The organism is Tenacibaculum aquaeponti (assembly GCF_057221555.1).
Genome location: NZ_CM170147.1, coordinates 695,197 through 714,813, shown reverse-complemented (window position 1 = coordinate 714,813; position 19,617 = coordinate 695,197). Strand labels below are relative to the sequence as shown.

At 29.8% G+C, this 19,617-nt stretch carries 14 protein-coding genes; 5 read left to right on the top strand and 9 right to left on the bottom strand.

Annotation, left to right across the window (positions count from 1 at the left end; all coding sequences use genetic code 11):
- Positions 1-29 precede the first annotated feature (29 nt).
- The 3 genes from AC2TEO_RS03255 to AC2TEO_RS03245 form a co-directional block, all read right to left on the bottom strand.
- Positions 30-1,523, bottom strand: coding sequence for a hypothetical protein (locus AC2TEO_RS03255; protein WP_442266730.1), 1,494 nt, complete (start codon positions 1,521-1,523; stop codon positions 30-32).
- Positions 1,524-1,701: 178 nt separating this feature from the next.
- Positions 1,702-2,898, bottom strand: a complete 1,197-nt coding sequence (locus AC2TEO_RS03250; protein WP_442266729.1) for an aspartate aminotransferase family protein — start codon at positions 2,896-2,898, stop codon at positions 1,702-1,704.
- Positions 2,895-4,520: an OstA-like protein gene (locus tag AC2TEO_RS03245; RefSeq protein ID WP_442266728.1), complete on the bottom strand. Its 1,626-nt coding sequence runs from the start codon at positions 4,518-4,520 to the stop codon at positions 2,895-2,897. Before AC2TEO_RS03245 ends, AC2TEO_RS03250 begins: the two co-directional genes overlap by 4 nt.
- Positions 4,521-4,653: 133 nt before the next feature.
- Between AC2TEO_RS03245 and AC2TEO_RS03240 the strand changes: the two genes are divergently transcribed.
- The gene (locus AC2TEO_RS03240; protein ID WP_442266727.1) at positions 4,654-6,087 is read left to right on the top strand and encodes a pyridoxal phosphate-dependent decarboxylase family protein; all 1,434 of its coding nucleotides are present in this window, start codon (positions 4,654-4,656) and stop codon (positions 6,085-6,087) included.
- 34 nt (positions 6,088-6,121) lie between these two features.
- Here the strand turns inward: AC2TEO_RS03240 and AC2TEO_RS03235 are convergent, their stop codons facing one another.
- From AC2TEO_RS03235 to AC2TEO_RS03210, 6 genes are all read right to left on the bottom strand, one after another.
- On the bottom strand, positions 6,122-7,393 hold the full coding sequence (locus AC2TEO_RS03235; protein WP_442266726.1) for an adenylosuccinate synthase: 1,272 nt from the start codon (positions 7,391-7,393) through the stop codon (positions 6,122-6,124).
- A 34-nt stretch (positions 7,394-7,427) separates the two neighbouring features.
- A complete protein-coding gene (locus AC2TEO_RS03230; protein ID WP_442266725.1) occupies positions 7,428-7,877 on the bottom strand; it encodes a Fur family transcriptional regulator in 450 nt (149 codons plus the stop codon).
- Between the two features lie 75 nt (positions 7,878-7,952).
- A complete protein-coding gene (locus tag AC2TEO_RS03225; protein WP_442266724.1) occupies positions 7,953-10,169 on the bottom strand; it encodes a RelA/SpoT family protein in 2,217 nt (738 codons plus the stop codon).
- A gap of 131 nt (positions 10,170-10,300) precedes the next feature.
- Positions 10,301-11,098, bottom strand: coding sequence for a TrmH family RNA methyltransferase (locus tag AC2TEO_RS03220; protein WP_442266723.1), 798 nt, complete (start codon positions 11,096-11,098; stop codon positions 10,301-10,303).
- 127 nt (positions 11,099-11,225) lie between these two features.
- On the bottom strand, positions 11,226-12,119 hold the full coding sequence (locus tag AC2TEO_RS03215; RefSeq protein WP_442266722.1) for a DUF72 domain-containing protein: 894 nt from the start codon (positions 12,117-12,119) through the stop codon (positions 11,226-11,228).
- Positions 12,116-13,069 carry a patatin-like phospholipase family protein gene (locus tag AC2TEO_RS03210; protein ID WP_442266721.1) on the bottom strand — a complete coding sequence of 318 codons (954 nt, stop codon included), beginning with the start codon at positions 13,067-13,069 and terminating at the stop codon, positions 12,116-12,118. The genes AC2TEO_RS03215 and AC2TEO_RS03210 overlap by 4 nt, the downstream gene beginning before the upstream one ends.
- Before the next feature lie 49 nt (positions 13,070-13,118).
- On the opposite strand from AC2TEO_RS03210, the gene AC2TEO_RS03205 reads away from it, so the two are divergent.
- The 4 genes from AC2TEO_RS03205 (at position 13,119) to AC2TEO_RS03190 (ending at position 19,588) form a co-directional block, all read left to right on the top strand.
- Positions 13,119-14,159 carry a WD40/YVTN/BNR-like repeat-containing protein gene (locus tag AC2TEO_RS03205; RefSeq protein WP_442266720.1) on the top strand — a complete coding sequence of 347 codons (1,041 nt, stop codon included), beginning with the start codon at positions 13,119-13,121 and terminating at the stop codon, positions 14,157-14,159.
- A gap of 76 nt (positions 14,160-14,235) precedes the next feature.
- Complete coding sequence (locus AC2TEO_RS03200; protein WP_442266719.1) at positions 14,236-17,184, top strand: amidohydrolase family protein; 2,949 nt, start codon at positions 14,236-14,238, stop codon at positions 17,182-17,184.
- Positions 17,185-17,203: 19 nt separating this feature from the next.
- Positions 17,204-18,499: an amidohydrolase family protein gene (locus AC2TEO_RS03195; RefSeq protein ID WP_442266718.1), complete on the top strand. Its 1,296-nt coding sequence runs from the start codon at positions 17,204-17,206 to the stop codon at positions 18,497-18,499.
- A gap of 111 nt (positions 18,500-18,610) precedes the next feature.
- Positions 18,611-19,588 (top strand): T9SS type A sorting domain-containing protein, encoded by a 978-nt coding sequence (locus AC2TEO_RS03190; RefSeq protein ID WP_442266717.1) that lies wholly within the window; start codon positions 18,611-18,613, stop codon positions 19,586-19,588.
- Positions 19,589-19,617 lie beyond the last annotated feature (29 nt).

Here is a 19,617-nt window from a genome sequence, read left to right as displayed (position 1 = left end):
TTTCAGGTTAACTTTTATAAATAATGTTTTTACTGTTTTTCAAGTTCTTTTATAATTTCTTCAATTTCATTTTTTTGAGCTTCCGTAATAGCTTCTTGATATGTTTGATAAGAATCTGGTCTAATTACAGGTTTTCCAGCACCACTATCTAATAAAAAACTAAAATCAGTTCCGAATGTCGTTTGTCCTTGACCATGGCACCCCATACAACCTCCCATATTAAATTCCTTTCCATTAGAAATTATGTTTTTTATTTTCGTATTAAAAGGATCTCCAAAAGAACCATGAAAGTTGGTTAATTTAAGATCAGACTCAATTACATAATTAGCCATAAAGTAATTATTATCACTATTTCTATCTTTATAGTCTATTGGTTTTCCTTGTACACCAATTAATTGATAATATTGCCATTTTGATTTATTATTATTCTTAATTAATTTATTATGTACATTTTTATTAATCTTTTGAATTGTTTCAGGAATTACTCTTTCAATAACAGGATTTAATCTGTGTGGATCGACATCAGTATATTCTTTACCGTTAACAGATACTGCGTCTATTCCTATAGTTTGAGTATTTTTATTTCTTTCATCAATTTGTTCCCAAGAAGCAAAAATGAATGTTGGATGGTTTTTTGTTTTTCTAATAATATGCATACCAATAAGAGCAAACTGTTTTGTAAATGCATTAGAATATTTTTGATTGTTCACAACAGATTCTTTGAAGTAAACTACTTCTTTTACAATATACCTAGAAACATCATCTTTTAAAGGATCTAATTCCCTAAAGGCAAGCTTTATTTCTATAGCTCCTTCATTTTGAGAATCTTTAGAGCAAGGTAAACATACATATCCATCTATACTGTTTAGATCGGAATCACACATTTGTTTTAAGCTTAATTCTTTTAAACGTTTTCTAAAAGAGGTGCTATCAGTACTTTTGTCAACTGCTTTATATAATTCAGAATCTGTAGGGAAATACTTTTTAAGATAATTATATTCAATTAAGTTAGTTTTAGCAGCGTAAAGTACTTCAAATTTATTTTTATGAGCAAATACATAAGCAGAACCAATTTCATTGTCTTCGTCTAGTAGATTCCAATATTTATTAAGTTCAATAGGGTTCATTGTATTTACAGTTGTAGAGTCAACAAAAGTATAATAAGGTTTCCCTTTGCTAAGATCTTTTGTTCTTTTACCATTAGCTGGTCTTAATTCTGATCTATGAATATAAGTTTCCCATACACTTAAAAAATTATCTCCGTTATCGGTTTTGTAATTCCATTTAGTATCTGGTTTTGTTCTTAAATTATCTTTTTCCCATGAAGATTTCCAATTTAAAGCAAAAAATTCTTGCCATGCAAATTTGGCTAATTCTTCTTGTGATGCATTTATTGGAACATCTATAGGTAGTTTATAAGATATATCGATGTCTAAAGGTTTAGATTTTTTACATCCAACATAAATAAAAATTGTAAAGATTAAGAAAAGTGTTATTTCGAATTTATTTTTTTTGAAAGCCATGATTATATTAGTTTGTTTACTAAAAATAATTTTAAAATAGATTGACTTTTAGTTTTTTGCCTTAAGAGATTGAAAAAGGGGATTAAAAGCAGGTTTGTTTGTAATAAAAAAAATCGGCCAAGAAAAACTTCTCAACCGATTTCAATAGTTAATAAAATCCCCAATCAACTATAAAGTATTAATTTAACGTTGAGGACATTTTTATATTGTCTAAAATTTCTGTTAAAATTTGACAGCCTTTAATAATTTCTTCTTCAGAAATTGTGAGTGGAGGAGTAATTCTCACAGCTCTTTTTTCATACAAAAGCCAAAATAAAATTAAACCATTTTCTAAAGCATTTAAAACAATTGTATTTGCAATTTCAGGAGTGTTAACAATTAAAGCTAACATTAACCCTTTTCCCCTGATTTCTTTAATTAAAGAGTGTTTTAAATGTTTACGAAACAATTGTTCTTTTCTAATAGCCTCTTTGGCTAAAGCTTTTGATATAATTTCGTTTACAGTTGCTAAACCTGCTGCTGCAATTACAGGGTGTCCGCCAAAAGTTGTAATATGGCCTAATTTTGGATTATCTTTTAAACAATCCATAATCTCTTTAGAAGAAATAAAAGCTCCTATTGGCATTCCGCCTCCAAGACCTTTCCCTGTAATTATAATATCAGGAGTAACATTGTAATTTTCGAATCCCCAAAATTTACCGGTTCTTCCAATTCCTGTTTGTATTTCATCTAGAATTAATAATGCCCCAACTTCTTTACAACGTTTTTTTACTTTAGTTAAGAAGTTATTTTTTGGGGTTATAAAACCAGCACCACCCTGAATAGTTTCTAAAATTACACCAGCAGTTTTGGAAGTAATTTTTTTCAGGTCATCTTCATTATTGAATTGTATAAACTTACTACCAGGAATTAAGGGTCTAAAAGCTCTATTTTGCTCTTCAGCTCCACAAACACTCATAGCTCCAGCAGTATTTCCATGATAAGCATTATTTGCAGCAATAATTTCTGTTCTGCCTGTGTAACGTTTTGCTAATTTTAAAGCACCTTCTGTTGCTTCTGTACCAGAATTCACTAAGTATACGCAGGATAAATCTTCAGGTAATGTATTTGCTAAAGCTTTGCAAAGTTCTAATTGAGGTTTTTGAATAAATTCTCCATAGACCATAACATGTGTATATTGATCTATTTGTTCTTTTATAGCATTGTTTACAATAAGATTATTGTGACCTAAACTATTAGCAGAAACACCAGCAACAAAATCTAAATAAGTTTTATTGTCGTTACTATATATATAGCTTCCAGATGCGTGAGATATTTCTATGCTTAGAGGGTGAGGTGTAGTTTGCCCTTGATATTTTAAAAAATCTTTTTTCATTCCTCTTCTTCCTTTAATTGTTGTAGATCACGCTTTTTATTTTCTTTGAAAAGTTGTTTTTTAGCTTTTTGTAAGGCAGAATTTACTTTAGTTTTTGGTTTTACTTTTTGAGTTTCTTTTTTAAAAATATCTTCCATTACCTTAGGTTGTTCATCCTCCCTCCATATAAAACCAGTAAATTTTGCCTTATCACTAGGGAAATCAGATGGAGGATAAGTTTTTCCCTCTGATTTTTTGAAGTATTTCGTTTGAATAACTTCATTATTTTCTAATAAAAACTCTATATCACTAGCTATTTCTTTAGTAACTGTTTCTAACTTTAAAGTTTCTTCGTTTCTATTATAATATAAAGATTCTGCATTTCCTTTTACTAAAAGAACTTTTAGGTTATTATTTTCAAATTTTCCAAAGATATCTCTTCCTTTTATTTGATTGAAGTTTTTAGGATCTAAAGAATCATTTTCTATCACAAACGCATTTTTTAAAACACGTAAAGAATCTAACTTATTTGTTTCTTTATGAGTTGTAAATTGAATACTATCTCCTGTAATTTGACTTTTACCAGACCATAAAACAGGGTTTTTAAACATTCGTGTTAATCCTGTAGCTTGATTTGAATGAATGGAATCACATTTACCTTGTAAATTTGATTTAAAAATTTTCACATGATGGTATGTTCTAACAATTCTGTTGTCTTTTTTTCCAGTAACTAAAATTGTATCACCATGAATGTAAAGAGAATCTTTTTCCATGATAGAAATTGCTACAGGTTTCTTTATAATAAACATAGAATCTTTTAATTCAAAAATTTCGGCATAATTTCCCTTTATAACCATTTTTTGAACAGTGTCAATTACCTTAATTCGATTATTAGCTGATGCAAACCCTTTTCTTTTATCGTAATATAAACTATCAGCAGCTACAGTTCTGTCTTTTAAAAAGAGTTTTGCGTTTTTTACAAAGTATGAAATATCTGTATTGGTATCGAAAAAACCTTTTTCAGCATAAACTTTAGTACTATCTTTAAAGTTAAAGATTGTTGATGGCCCGTAAACATAAGCTAAGTTTGTATTTGTGTAATAATCTAAATGATCTGAATTTAGTTCATTATCAGGGTTAACAACATTTACTTGAGTTTTTGCGGAAAACTTTTTTTCTTCTAAATAATACGTTCCTCTATCACTTTTTAAAGTGTTTTTTTTATCCTTTATAGTTCCTTTTGCTGGGTAAAATAATTTTTGATTTGTTCTGTCAAAATATAAGGTGTCAGTAGTTAACTTCATTTCTTTGTCGTTAACTTCCACATTACCCCATGATTTTGCAATTTTAGTGTTTGCATCGTAGTTTGCAAAATCTGAATATTGGATAATACTATCTCCTTGTTCAATAACTACTTCACCAATAGCTTTAAAAATATTTTGCTCTCTATATAAGAGTGCGCGTTTACAATCTAAAGTTGCTCCTTCATGAGCTACTTTAACATTACCAATTAATATTGTTGCTCCAGGCCATCTTTTTTCATCAAATGTTGAAATTTTAGATGAAAGTATTCTTATTCTCTTATTTTGAGAACAAATTTGTAATGAAGTTATTATTAAAATAAAAAGAAGTATTCTCTTCAAAATTTTTCAATTTAATGCACAAAAATAAAGAAAAGAATATGCCAAATTTCTAAATGATGTTATAAAATTAGTTTGAAATACTATTTGTATTCGTTAAAAGAAGTATAATTTTGTAATAAATTAAATAAAAAACATGGAAAATTACTTCGATCTATCTTTAGAAGATATGAAGTCTTATGGATATAAAATAGTTGATTTAATAGCTGAACATTGGGACAAGATGAATCAAAAAAAACCTGTTCCAGAATTTAAGAATCGTAAAGAATTAGATGCTATATTTTTACAAGAAGCTCCAGAATACCCAACAGATGCTAATGAAATATTAGATTTCGTAATGCAGAATGTGGTACCTAATAGTACTATTGCATCACATCCTAAGTTTTATTCATTTGTACCTGGGCCAAGTAATTTTATTAGTACAATGTCTGATTCTCTGGCAACTGGATTCAATATTTTTTCTGGAGGATGGTTGGTGTCGTCAGCAGCTGCAGAATTAGAAATAGTAACTATTAATTGGTTGTTGAAAATGTATGATTTCCCTGTCAAAAAAGGTGGCGGGATTTTTACAAGCGGTGGTTCTATGGCTAATTTAACAGCATTAGTAACAGCGAGGAGGCAAAAATGTGGAGATGATTTTTCTAAAGCAGTTATTTATCTTTCAGATCAAGCACATTCTTCTAATATTAAAGCAATTCGAGTACTAGGATTTAAAAAGGAACAAATTCGTATTATCCCTACTGATTTTGAATTCAGATTAGGTGTTAATAAATTAAAAAATGCTATAGCAAAAGACAAGTTAGAAGGTTTGCAACCTTTTTGTTTTATAGCTAATGCAGGAACTACTAATACTGGAACAGTAGACCCTTTAGATGAAATTGCAGATATCTGTGAAGCTGAAAATATTTGGATGCATGTTGACGGAGCTTATGGTGGTGCAGCTATTTTATCAAAAAAAGGAAAAAGTATGTTAAGAGGAATAGAAAGAGCAGATTCTCTTACAGTAGATCCTCATAAATGGTTTTTTCAGCCATATGAAATTGGTTGTTTATTAGTAAAAGATGCTTCTTGGTTAAGCAGTACTTTTAGTGAAAAACCTGAGTACTTAAGAGATATTGAAGGTAACGAATCTGAAATTAATTTTTATGATTATGGAGTTCAGTTAACTAGACGTTTACGCGCTTTGAAATTCTATATGTCTATTAAAACTTATGGATTAGAAGCATTTAGAAAAGCAATTACATATAATATTGATTTAACAGAAAAAGTAGAAGATTATTTAAGAAAGAGTAGGGTATGGGAAGTTGTTTCTCCTGCTACTTTAGCTGTAATTAATTTTAGATATAATCCGATTGACAAAAAGTATTCTGAAGAAGAAATTGATAGAATTAATCAAGAAATTTCTAAGAAAGTAATGGATTCTAGGGAGGCAGTTTTTGTAACTACTGTTTTAAATAAACAAGTTGTCTTACGAATGTGTTTAATAAATCCTAGAACAACATTAGAGGATGTTTTAGAAACATTACATCAATGTGAAAATTATGCCACTGAAACTTCAATAACTAAATAAAAAAAGAGTTCTTAATAGAACTCTTTTTTTTGAATTATCTTAAGATAGTTTGTTTTCTATCTGGACCGACTGATACAATTTTGATAGGTACACCAGTTTCTTTTTCAATAAAGTTGATGTAATTTACTAAGTTTTTAGGCATAGATTCCTCATTTGTCATTTCAGTTAAATCAGCTTCCCAGCCTTTAAATTCAGAGTAAATTGGTTCTACATTTTCAGGTTCAATATTATATGGTAAGTGTGTAATTTCTTCTCCTTTATATTTGTAAGCAGTACAAACTTTTAAAGTATCGAAACCAGAAAGTACATCACCTTTCATCATCATTAATTGAGTAACTCCATTTACTTCAACAGCATATTTTAAAGCTACTAAATCTAACCAACCACAGCGTCTTCGTCTACCAGTTGTAGCACCAAATTCGTGTCCAACTCTTCCCATAGTTTCTCCAACTTCATCAAATAACTCTGTTGGAAATGGTCCAGAACCAACTCTAGTAGTATATGCTTTAAAAATTCCGAAAACTTCTTTAATTCTGTTTGGAGCAACACCTAAACCAGTACAAGCACCAGCAGCTGTAGTATTGCTTGAAGTTACAAACGGATATGTTCCAAAATCGATATCTAATAAAGATCCCTGAGCACCTTCCGCTAGAATTTTTTTACCTTCTTTCATTGCGTTGTTTAAAAACGCTTCAGAATCGATAAACTGTAATGATTTTAATTTTTCAATTCCCTCACAGAATTCTTGCTCTAATTCATCTAGATCATACTGAATATCAACATCAAAGAAATTAAGCATTTTAATATGCTTTTCTGTCAATGTTTTATATTTTTCTTTCCAGTTATCTAATTCTAAATCACCAACACGCATTCCGTTTCTTCCAGTTTTGTCCATGTAAGTTGGTCCAATTCCTTTTAAAGTAGAACCAATTTTAGCTTTTCCTTTAGAAGTTTCAGAAGCTGCGTCTAATAATCTATGTGTTGGTAAAATTAAATGTGCTTTTCTAGAAATTAATAGTTTATCAGCATAATTGATATTATGTTGATCTAAATTTTCTAATTCCTTTTTAAAAATTACAGGATCGATAACGACTCCATTACCAACTACGTTTAAAGCGGTTTTATGGAATATACCTGAAGGAATAGTATGTAAAACATACTTGTTTCCATCGAAAACTAGAGTATGACCAGCGTTTGGGCCACCTTGAAAACGAGCGATGATATCGTAATTTTGAGTAAGGACGTCAACGATTTTACCTTTACCTTCATCTCCCCATTGCAAGCCTAGTAATAAATCTACTGCCATTATATTAGTGTGTTGTGTTATGTGTATTTAAAGTTTAATTCGGTTTTTTCTTAGTTCCGTAGAAGTATAAAGAATGGTTATGGATATCAATATTGAAAACCTCTTCAATAGTTTGTTTGATAATTTGAATTCTTGGATCACAAAATTCTTTCACTTCTCCTGTATCTGTTAAAATTACATGATCGTGATTTTTATCAAAGTAACTTTTTTCATATCGTGCCATAGATTGCCCATCAAACTGATGTTTACGAACTAAACCGCAATCTAAAAGTAAATCCATAGTGTTGTATAATGTTGCTCTACTAACACGATAGTTTTTATTTTTCATTTTAATATATAAAGATTCTATATCAAAATGTTCATCGGCATCATAAATTTCTTGTAAAATAGCGTAACGTTCAGGTGTCTTACGGTGCTTATTTTCCTCTAAGAAAGAAGTGAAAACTTTTTTTACGATTTCTTGATTTTCAGCCGTGCTACTCATATATCTAGAATTTTACCAAAGGACAAATTTACGTTTATTTCTTGATATAAAAAGTAATGACGTAAGGAATAATATTTACAAAGTATTAACACGTGTTACTTTTTGAACACCATCTACTTTTTTAATGTTATTAATCAGCTTAGTTAGCTGATTTCTATTCTTTACAGTGAGTGAAATTTTTCCATCAAAAACACCTGCGTTTCCAGAAATGTTAATACTATTAATGTATACATTCATGTTGCTTGAAATAATTCTTGTGATATTATTTACAATTCCTTTGTTATCTACACCACTAATTTTTAAAATAGCAGAGAATTCTTGTTTTGTAGAATCTATCCATTTTGCTTTAATAATTCTATATGCAAAATTAGATTGTAAGGAAATGGCATTCGGGCAATTATTTTTATGAACTTTAATTCCATCGTTAATAGTAACAAATCCAAAAACTGCATCACCTGGTATAGGCTTACAACAAACAGAAAGTGAGTATTCTAATTTTTCTTCATCTTGACCAAAAACTAATGCATCGAATTTGTCGGTTACTTCTTCATTATCTGTAACGTTTTTGTGAGAATTTCTTTTGAAAGGATTTTTTAAGAAACTTATAATTGGACTAGAACGTTGTGCTACAAATTCTTTAAGTTGAGTATTGTCAATTGCACCATTACCAATTCTAAAGAATAAATCAAAGCTAGTTTGAAGATTAAAGAAACTTGCTATTTCATGAACTAATTTTTCATCATAGTTTATCTTCAAATGTCTTAATTTTCTCATTAAAATTGCTTTTCCTTCTTCAGCAATTTTCTTTTCATCAGCTTTAAGAGCAGATTTTATTTTTGTTCTAGCTCTTGCTGTCATTACAAAATCTAACCAACGAGAATTAGGTTTGTTAGTTGCAGAAGTTAAAATATCAACTTGATCACCACTCTTTAATTCATAGCTTAACGGTACAAGTTTTCCATTTACTTTTGCGCCTCTACATTTTAATCCGACATCAGTATGAATAGCGAATGCAAAATCTAAAGCAGAGGCTCCTTTTGGTAAAGATTTTAAATCTCCTTTAGGAGTAAAAACATAAATTTCTTTAGCATATAAATTAAGTTTAAAATCTTCAACAAAATCTACAGCATTTAACGTATTGTTTTCTAAGGTTTCTTTAAGTTTATTTAACCAACCTTCTAAACCGTTTTCACGAATATTACCTTGTTTATATTTAAAATGGGCAGCATAACCTTTTTCAGCTATTTCATCCATTCTTTGTGAACGAACTTGAACTTCTACCCATTTAGCTTCTGGTCCAACTACAGTGATATGTAATGCTTCATATCCTGTTGATTTAGGTTGAGAAATCCAATCCCTTAAACGAGCAGGATTGGGTTTATAAAAATCTGTTACAATTGAGTAAATTTTCCAAGCATCGAACTTTTCATCATTAGAAGTAGGTGTATAGATAATTCGAATTGCAAACTTGTCATAAACTTCATCGAAAGAAACATTCTGCTTTCGCATTTTTCTTCTGATAGAGAATATAGATTTAAATCTACCTTTTATTTCATATTTAAATCCTTCTTTATCTAAGGCTTCTCTAATTTTAGAGTTGAAAAGATCTATATATTTTTGTTGCTCTTCTTTGCTTTCTTTTATTTTGATTAAGATGTCGTTGTAAACTTCTGGTTCAGTATATTTTAATCCTAAATCTTCAAGTTCTGTCTTAATGTTATATAACCCTAATCTGTGTGCAAGTGGAGCGTAAATGTATAATGTTTCAGAAGCTATTTTAACTTGTTTATGTGGTGGCATTGCATCCATAGTTTGCATGTTGTGCAAACGATCGGCAATTTTTATTAAAATTACACGAACATCGTCATGTAATGTTAATAGCATTTTTCTGAAGTTTTCTGCTTGTATAGAGTAATCTTGATCTTGTTTTAAACGAGAAATTTTGGTTAAACCACTAACGATACGAGCTACGGTTTCACCAAAAAGTTGCTCCATATCTTCAACTGTATAATGTGTATCTTCTACAACATCGTGAAGTAGGGCAGCGGCAATAGAAGTTGCACCAAGACCAATTTCGTAAGCAACAATTTTTGCAACTGCTATTGGGTGAAAGATGTATGGTTCACCAGATTTTCTTCTTTGACTAGAATGTGCTTCAACAGCAACTTCAAAAGCTTTGCGTATTAATTTTTTATCATTTTCAGATAAAGTTTGATACGTGCCTTTTAGTAAATCTTTATATCTATTTGCGATTTCTTTGTTTTCTTCCTCTACAGTTGCCGTATACTTCATTTACAGGGGTATTTCTATACAAAATAAGATTCTAAAGTGAAATTACTATAAAGATTTGTATTACACAAAAATGTTTAAGTTTTGATTAGTAATTCATATTGGTTTAAAATAAAGGGAATTACTTTTGTTTGCTAACTATAAAAATTACGTTGTCTTTTTGCTTCAAAAATTAAAATAGCACAGGCAACAGAAACATTCATAGAATCTATTTTACCTTGCATAGGAATATTTATGTTTTGTGTAGCTTCTTCTCTCCAAATTTGTGTTAAACCTGTTGCCTCTGTACCAACAACAATTGCAGTAGGTTTTGTATAATCTTCTAAGTGATATGAATTAGAGTTTTGAAGTGTTGCACTGTAAATATTAATTTTTTGTTGTTTTAGAAAATTAATAATATTTTTTGAAGAATCTGTTATAATGGTATTGGTAAACACACAACCAACACTAGATCTAATAATATTAGGATTGTATAAGTCACTCTTTGAATCTGCTAAAAATACAGCATCAATATTTGCAGCATCAGCAGTACGCAACATAGCACCAATATTTCCTGGTTTTTCAATTCCCTCCATAACTAGAATTACAGGGTTTTCTGAAGGTAGTTTTAAATCTTTCAGAGCTATGTTTTTTGTTTTTACGACAGCAATAATACCTTCAGTAGAATTTCTATAAGCTAATTTAGTGTAAATTTCTTTTGATATTTCTATAGTTGGAATTGTTTTCAGAATTTCAACAAGTTCCTCTTTTTCTTGGAAAATATCTTTAGTAATAAGAATATTTTCAATAATATATCCACCGTTAATGGCTAAAGTAATTTCTCGTTGTCCTTCAACAATAAAAAGTCCTTGTTTTTTTCGTTCTCTAGACTTTTCTTGAAGTTTAAAGAGATTTTTAATGAATGGGTTCTGTAAACTTGATATATTTTTCATTATGGCAAAAATACCTATTTGTGGTGATTTTATAAACTTAGATGTACAACTATATTGCTAACAAATTAATTGGGAAAAATTAATAGAATAGAAAAGGAACGTAAAAGCTCGGAAATTTCCGAGCTTTTTATTTAAACAAAGATTGTTGTTCTTCTTTTTGGTTAGGTATTTTTAAACTTATTCCTAACCTTTTATTTAAATTTTTAATAAAATATGCTGCCAATAAAGGTGATTCAACTTCTAAATTTTGATGCACAAAAAAATGAATATTGCGTAAACCTAAATTAACCCATTGTTCTAAGCGATTTACCCAATCATCTAAACGTTTATAATCTGATAAATGATTTGCTCCTACATAACGTATAAAAGCTTCATTATTGGTTAAACGCATATGCATCATGTCTCTTCTTCCAGCTGTATCAACAATAGTATTAGACACGCCATTTGATTCTAATAAATTGTAAAATTCTTTTGAAATTTCAGGATCAGTAAACCAATCGGTATGTCTACACTCTACAGTTAATGGAATTTCTTTAGGCCAACTTTTCACAAAATTTTCAAGTCTAGAAAAGTTTTTAGGTGCAAAATTACTATGCAACTGTAAAAAAATAGTTCCTAACTTTTCATCCAACTTAGTAGCAGCGTCTAAATAATAATTTACCAAATCAGCTACACCTTCTAATCTTTTCCAGTGACTAATATCTTGAGTTAACTTAGGAAAAAATTTAAATCCATCGGGAGTTTTATTTTTCCACTTCTCAAATTGTTCTGGTGGAAATTGTCTATAAAAAGTTGCATTCAATTCTATAGAGTTAAACTGACTTGAATAATATATTAATTCATCTTTTGTACCTCTCGGGTAAAAACCTTTTAAATCGGCTCTATTCCATTTTGCACATCCAACATAAGCAGATAAATCTTTTTCTTTATTAAATCCAGATAGTAAACGAATAGTATCTTGATGGGTATCAGGAAAAGAAAAATCAACAAGTTCTGGCTGTTCTACTTTTCCAAACTTCATGATTTATTTTTTTTATCAATTAAATCTGGTCTAAAATCATTCATAAGTGCCAAATCCTTCATTTTAGCATATTCAAAACCTTGTTTCCACCAACCAGTCATTTGTTTTTTATCAAAAACTAACGAATTCGTTGTTAAAACTGTTGGCGTATAATATAAATTCAACTTCACATCTTTATGTTTTGCTGACAACTTTCCGATAGTTACATTATGCTTTTCTACATGTTCCAACATAAAACCAAAAACATCTAACATTAAAGAGAACGGATTTTTAGACGGCATTCTGTTAATCTGGTTTACTTCTGTCTCTAAAATAATAGCATCAACTTCTTTAGCACCTCTTAATATAGCTTCTCTAATCGGAACTAAACAACCAAAACCTCCATCTGCATATTGACAAGAGTTTTTCTCTAGTAAACTCATAAAAGGCACATAATTACAAGACCCCCAAATCCAATCACAAAAATCATTATAAGAACATTCTGAAATAGATTTATATTCAATTTCATTTGCAGTTAAGTTAGATACTGTTACTACAACTTCTTTATTTTGCTCTCTAATAATCTCATACATTTTAGGTGTAATATTTGCTCTTATTAGCTTTCTTAAATTTTTACTTTCACCAAAAGTTTTACGCCCATTTAATAAATTCCAAAAAGTATTTCTGTGCCGAATAGAAACGACTTTAACACCATGTACATTTCTAATTTTAAATGGATTGTTACTAAAAATAGTTCGTTGACTAACATTAGTATACAACATTTTAAGTTCGTCAATCATTCCAACTGCTAAATGAGAAACCATTAAACTTCCTGTAGATGTTCCTAAGAATAAATCGTAATCTTTTTGCTTCTCTTTCATTAAAAACTCAACTACACCTCCAGCAAATGCTCCTTTACTTCCTCCACCAGAAATTACTAAAGCTTTTTTGTTATGTTGATCTTCATTCATATAGATGAAATGTTTTACCTATTTTTAATTCCATAAAAATATCAAAAAAATGAAAGGTAAACTTATTATAATTTTCTTATCTCTATTATTAATTTCTTGTAAAGAAAAAAACACCTCTCGAAACATAAGTCGTATTGAAATAAAAGAATTTACTATCGATAGTACAAGCATTAGATCTTTAGTTGCTGTAGATGAACAAAATTTAGTTTTTGCAGGTTCTAATGGTGTTATTGGTAATTATAATCTAGAAAAAGGATTGTCAAAATTTAAAATCAAATATCAAGATTCTATAATTCCTCATTTTAGAAGTCTAACAACTAATGGTAACTCTTATTTTGCTTTAAGTATCGCTAACCCTGCTTTACTATATAAAATTGAAGATGAAAATCATAAAATTGTATATCAAGAAGTACATGAAAAAGTATTTTATGATAGCATGAAGTTTTTTAAAAATGGAAAAGATGGAATAGCAGTTGGCGACCCTACAGAAGCATGTCCTTCTATAATTATAACAAATGATGGGGGTAATTCTTGGAAAAAAATATCATGTGAAAATTTACCAAAACTTGAAGATGGTGAAGCTTTTTTTGCTGCAAGCAATACGAATATTAAAATTATTAATGATACCGTTTGGATCGTATCTGGTGGGAAAAAAGCTAGAGTTTTAAAATCAGAAGACAGAGGTAAAACTTGGAAAACTTACGATACTCCAATTGTACAAGGTGATGGTCCTCAAGGAATTTATTCTGTTGATTTTTATGACAAAAACAATGGTTTTATTATTGGTGGAAATTACTCAAAACCTAACGACAATTGTAAAAATAAAGCCATAACAAAAGATGGTGGTAAAACTTGGGAAATCATTGCCGATAATATAAACCCAAACTACAAAAGCTGTATTCAGTATGTACCAAATGGAAAAACCAAAGAAATATTTACGGTCGGAAAAACTGGGATTTCATATAGTACAGATGGAGGTAACACATGGATTGATAATGATACTAAAGATTTTTACGCTATTCAGTTCGTAAACTCTAATACTGCTTGGTTAACTGGTAATAAAAAAATTGGTTTGCTTAAGATTCACTAAATCTTAATTTTATGTTAAAGGAAAATCGTTTTAAGATTAATTAAATACTTTTAACGTAAAAATCAATCAATTCATAATGAAAAAATTACCACTACTCCTATTCTTGTGGGCTATTTTCGGATATTCACAAGAATACTTCCCCATAAATACTGGGGTAAAAACTTCCAAAAACACAACAACAGCATTTACAAATGCTACAATTTATGTGTCCCCTGCTAATACTATTAAAAAAGGAATTTTAGTAGTAAAAGACGGAAAAGTCGTTAATGTTGGAAAACGAGTAAATATACCAAGTGATGCAACTGTTATCGATTTAAAAGGGAAATTTATTTATCCTTCATTTATCGATGTTTATTCTAGTTTCGGTATTGCTGAACCAAAAAGAAATAGAAACTTTGGAAGATCTCCTCAATATGATGCTTCTAGAAAAGGATATTACTGGAACGATCATATTCGTCCAGAAACTAATCCTCATTCTGAATTTAACTTTGATACAGCAAAAGCAAAAGCCTTAATAAATGCAGGTTTCGGTGTTGTAAATACTCACTCTGAAGATGGTATTATGCAAGGAAACGGACTTTTAGTTTCATTAAGTCCTAATTCTTCTGAAGCATATAGAGTTTTAAATGCTAAAACTACAAATCATTTATCGTTTTCTAAAAGTAAAAAATCTGGACAAAATTACCCTACTTCAAAAATGGGTGCAATGGCATTATTGCGTCAAACTTATTTAGATGCGGATTGGTATGCTAAAGGAAATGCTAAGAATAAAGATTTATCATTAGAAGCTTTAAACCAGAAAAAAAACTTACCTCAAATTTTTAATGCAGGTAGTTATTTAGATGTTTTAAGAGCAGACAAAATCGGTGATGAATTCGGAATTCAATATACAATCTTAGGTGGTGGTGATGAATTTGAAAGAATTAATGATATTAAAAAAACTAATGCTACACTTATTATTCCTATCAATTTCAGAAAAGCTTATGACGTAAGTAATAAGTTTTTAGCAGATGTAATTTCTTTACGTGACATGCGTAAATGGAATCAAGAACCTAGTAATTTAGCAGTTCTAGCTAAGAACGGAATACCGTTCGCACTTACTACACACAAGTTAAAGTCTCCAAAAGCTTTTAGAGCTAATTTAATGAAAGCTATAAAGCATGGTTTTGATAAAACTAAAGCTTTAGAAGCTTTAACTACAATTCCTGCTCAAATTTTAAAAGAAACTAAAGTAGGTAACTTAAACACTGGTAGTTTTGCGAATTTCTTAATCACTTCGGGTGATATTTTTGATGAAAAAACAACAGTTTATGAAAACTGGACTTTAGGTAATAAAAATGTGATTAACGATATGGGAATTACAGATATTACCGGAAACTATTCTTTAACTTCTAATGGAAAGAACTACGAATTACTAATTTCTGGAAAAGGAAAAAAACAGAAAGCAGAAGTTAAAAAAGGAGAAAAGAAACTAAAATCAAACTTTGTTTTTAAAGACAATTGGATTCAATTATCAATTAACGACGAAAATGAATTTTTACGTTTAGTAGGTAAAATAGAATCTAATAAAGATTCTTTCAATGGAACAGGTGAAGATAACTCAGGAAATGCTGTAACATGGACAGCTACAAAAAAAGAGACTAAATCAGATAAAGAGAAAAAAGGTAAAAAGTCGGATAAAAAGTCTCCTGAAGTTGTTGCTGTTAGCTATCCGAATGTTGGTTTAGGAAACTCAGTAAAACCTAACCAACAAACTATTTTAATTAAAAATGCTACCGTTTGGACTAGTGAAAACGATCAGGTTTTAAATAATACTGATATATTAATTAAAGAAGGAAAAATTTCTCAGATTGGTAAAAACTTATCTGCACGTGGTGCTAAAACTATCGATGGAACTGGAAAGTTTGTAACTGCAGGAATTATTGATGAACATTCACATATTGCTACATCTGCAGTAAATGAAGCTGGACATAATTCTACTGCTGAAGTTACTATTGAAGATGTTGTTGATCCTGATGATATTAATATCTATAGAAACTTAGCTGGTGGTGTTACTTCTATTCAGATTTTACATGGTTCTGCTAACCCAATTGGAGGACGATCTGCAATCATAAAGCTAAAGTGGGGTGAAAATGCAGAAAATATGATTTATAAAAATTCTCCAAAATTCATCAAGTTTGCTTTAGGAGAAAATGTAAAACAATCTAACTGGGGTGATCGTCAAACTATTCGTTTCCCACAAACAAGAATGGGTGTTGAACAAGTATTTATCGATTATTTTCAACGCGCTAAAGAATACGACGCTAAAAAGAAAAGCGGACAACCTTATCGTAAAGATATTGAGTTAGAGACTATTGCTGAAATCATTAATAAAGAACGTTTCATTTCTTGTCACTCTTATGTACAATCTGAAATAAACATGTTAATGAAAGTTGCTGAGCAATTCAACTTCAATGTAAATACTTTTACACACATTTTAGAAGGATATAAAGTTGCAGATAAAATGAAAGAACACGGAGTTGGTGGTTCTACTTTTGCCGATTGGTGGGCATATAAATATGAAGTAAATGATGCAATTCCTTATAACTCTGCTATTATGCACAGACAAGGTGTTACTGTAGCAATTAATTCAGATGATGCAGAAATGTCTAGAAGATTAAATCAAGAAGCTGCAAAAACAGTTAAATATGGTGGTTTAACAGAACAAGAAGCTTGGAGAACAGTTACCATTAATCCTGCTAAGTTATTACACTTAGATGAAAGAACAGGAAGTATTAAAGTTGGTAAAGATGCTGATATTGTAGTTTGGAGTGATAACCCGTTATCTATTTATGCCAAAGCAGAACAAACTATTGTAGAAGGTGCTATATATTTTGATATTAATTCAGACAAACAAAAACGTAAAGCTTTAAAAGCAGAACGCGCTAAATTAATTTCGATGATGTTAAAAGAGAAAATTGGAGGAGCTCCAACTCAAAAACCATCAAGAAAGCACAAAATTTTATTCCACTGTGATACCGAATAAGAACTTAAATAGTAAAAAAATGAAAAATCAATTTATACTTATTGTATTAAGTTTCTTTATTCTAGGAAATATTAATGCACAACAAACACCAGCATCTAAACAAACAAAAGATTATTCTATTGTAGGTGCTACAGCACATATCGGTAATGGAAAAGTTATCGAAAACTCTTTGTTAGTTTTTTCTAATGGAAAACTTACATATGTAGGAAACAATAATGCTTCTGAACAAAAAGGAGAAGTGATTAAAGCGAATGGAAAACACGTTTATCCAGGATTTATTGCGGCCAATACTTCTCTAGGTTTAGCTGAAATTGATGCCGTAAGAGCTACTCGAGATTTTGATGAAGTTGGTAATTTTTTACCTCACATTAGAAGTATTATTGCTTATAATGCAGAAAGTAGAGTTATTGAAACAATGCGTCCAAATGGAGTATTAATGGCTCAAGTTGCTCCAAGAGGAGGAACTATTTCTGGAACTTCAACTGTTGTACAGTTAGATGCTTGGAACTGGGAAGATGCTGCTATAAAGTTAGATGACGGGATTCATATTAATTGGCCTTCTACTTTTAGCTTTGGACGTTGGTGGTTAGGAGAAGACAGAGGTTTAAAACCTAATAAAAATTATAAAGAAGCAACAGATAGAATTAAAAACTTCTTTAAAAAAGCTAAAATTTATCTTTCTGGAAATAAAACTCCTAAAAACCTTCCTTATGAAGCTTTAAAGAATGTTTTTAATGGTACTCAAAAAGTTTTTGTTCATGTTAATGGAGAAAAAGCAATTGTTGATGTTATTAATGATTTTAATGAATTAAACATTAAAAATGTAGTTTTAGTGAAAGCTCATGGAGCACATAAAGTTGCAGATTTAATTAAAAACAATAACATTCCTGTAATTCTTGAAAGATCTCATAGATTACCTGATAGTGAAGATCAAGATTATGACTTACCATATAGAATGGCTAAAATTTTATCTGAAAAAGGTATTTTAGTTGGTTTAGGAATGGAAGGTGATATGGAACGTATGAGCGCAAGAAACTTACCTTTTTATGCAGGAACTTATGCAGCTTATGGTTTAGATAAAGAGCAAGCTGTTCAGCTTATAACAAGTAATAATGCTAAAATATTAGGTATTGATGCTATAGCAGGAACATTAGAAGTTGGTAAAGATGCTACTTTATTTATCTCTGAAGGTGATGCTTTAGATATGAGAACTAATATCATTTCTGAAGCTTTTATTCAAGGAAGAAAAATTAGTTTAGAAACTCATCAAACTAAACTCTGGAAACGTTATTCCAACAAATATAAAAACCAATAATTACTATAAAGCTCGGAAATTTCCGAGCTTTATTCTTTTATAACTTTTACATAATATATAATTAATCCAATGCTAAATCTTAGCTTCTATTTTAGTAGGAAATTATTTATTATGAAAAAAACTACACTTACACTCTTTTTTGCATTATTTGTTGCGTTAACCTCTTTGGCTCAAGCTAAATATCATCGAGTAAAAATTTTGGGAACCACGGCTAAATCAGTTTGTGATTATTATTCTGGTAGCTTAGTTGTTAGTGGTACAAGAAAAATTAACTTTTACGGATTATCATCTAAATTAAATGTTGGTTCATTGTACTACACAAACTCAAAATATTACATCGTAACTCAAGCAACAGATGTTTATGAACAAGACGCAGATGACGATTGGACCGTGTCTGCTCAACCAACTCCAATTACAAGTTACCAATGTAAAAAATACATTCGAGTTGCTAGATTAGGAAGTACTTATACAGAAGCAAATAGAAACTTTTGTACGAATAGAGTTTTAGAAAATATAAAAGCTAATTACTATTGGACAGGAACTCTTTCTGTTGGAAATGTTTATATTATTGATAATGAATATTACAAAGTAACTAGCATCTCGAATACATCGAATCAGGATGCTGATGAAAACTGGTTTGGAACTCATCATTCTTCTGCTATTAATTTCGCCTGTAAAAGATTTCATAAATTAGGTAGAGTAAGTTCTCCTTGTAGTAATTATATTTCTAGAACTTATAAATTGAATTTAGAAAATCTTTCTTCTAAATTAACTGTAGGTAAAAGTTATAGAATTAATGGAACATATTATAAAGTAATTAGCAGTTCAGACTTTCAAGATCAAGACGCCGATGATGATTTATTTGTAAGCAATTTAGTTGGTCCTTATTCTTGTAGAATTAGCACGAATGACTTAACTAATAGTGAAATTACTAGTACTCCGATACAAATCGTTGTTTTCAATATGTTAGGAAAAAAAGTAAAAGAATACAAAGCTAATTCTATGAATGAAATTAAAACTGAAGGATTAGGTAAAGGACTTTATATTTTAAAATCTACAGCAGGAACTAAAAAGATTTTAATCAAATAAAAATAACAAAACATTGTAATAAAAAAATC

What these genes read in the sequence shown, in the direction of transcription:
- AC2TEO_RS03230 (WP_442266725.1), bottom strand. Translation starts at nt 7,877, where the DNA reads ATGAGTAGCACGGCTGAAAATCAAGAAATCGTAAAAAAAGTTTTCACT.
- AC2TEO_RS03235 (WP_442266726.1), bottom strand. Translation starts at nt 7,393, where the DNA reads ATGGCAGTAGATTTATTACTAGGCTTGCAATGGGGAGATGAAGGTAAA.
- AC2TEO_RS03255 (WP_442266730.1), bottom strand. Translation starts at nt 1,523, where the DNA reads ATGGCTTTCAAAAAAAATAAATTCGAAATAACACTTTTCTTAATCTTT.
- AC2TEO_RS03225 (WP_442266724.1), bottom strand. Translation starts at nt 10,169, where the DNA reads ATGAAGTATACGGCAACTGTAGAGGAAGAAAACAAAGAAATCGCAAAT.
- AC2TEO_RS03240 (WP_442266727.1), top strand. Translation starts at nt 4,654, where the DNA reads ATGGAAAATTACTTCGATCTATCTTTAGAAGATATGAAGTCTTATGGA.
- AC2TEO_RS03205 (WP_442266720.1), top strand. Translation starts at nt 13,119, where the DNA reads ATGAAAGGTAAACTTATTATAATTTTCTTATCTCTATTATTAATTTCT.
- AC2TEO_RS03215 (WP_442266722.1), bottom strand. Translation starts at nt 12,119, where the DNA reads ATGAAGTTTGGAAAAGTAGAACAGCCAGAACTTGTTGATTTTTCTTTT.
- AC2TEO_RS03200 (WP_442266719.1), top strand. Translation starts at nt 14,236, where the DNA reads ATGAAAAAATTACCACTACTCCTATTCTTGTGGGCTATTTTCGGATAT.
- AC2TEO_RS03195 (WP_442266718.1), top strand. Translation starts at nt 17,204, where the DNA reads ATGAAAAATCAATTTATACTTATTGTATTAAGTTTCTTTATTCTAGGA.
- AC2TEO_RS03210 (WP_442266721.1), bottom strand. Translation starts at nt 13,069, where the DNA reads ATGAATGAAGATCAACATAACAAAAAAGCTTTAGTAATTTCTGGTGGA.
- AC2TEO_RS03190 (WP_442266717.1), top strand. Translation starts at nt 18,611, where the DNA reads ATGAAAAAAACTACACTTACACTCTTTTTTGCATTATTTGTTGCGTTA.
- AC2TEO_RS03220 (WP_442266723.1), bottom strand. Translation starts at nt 11,098, where the DNA reads ATGAAAAATATATCAAGTTTACAGAACCCATTCATTAAAAATCTCTTT.
- AC2TEO_RS03250 (WP_442266729.1), bottom strand. Translation starts at nt 2,898, where the DNA reads ATGAAAAAAGATTTTTTAAAATATCAAGGGCAAACTACACCTCACCCT.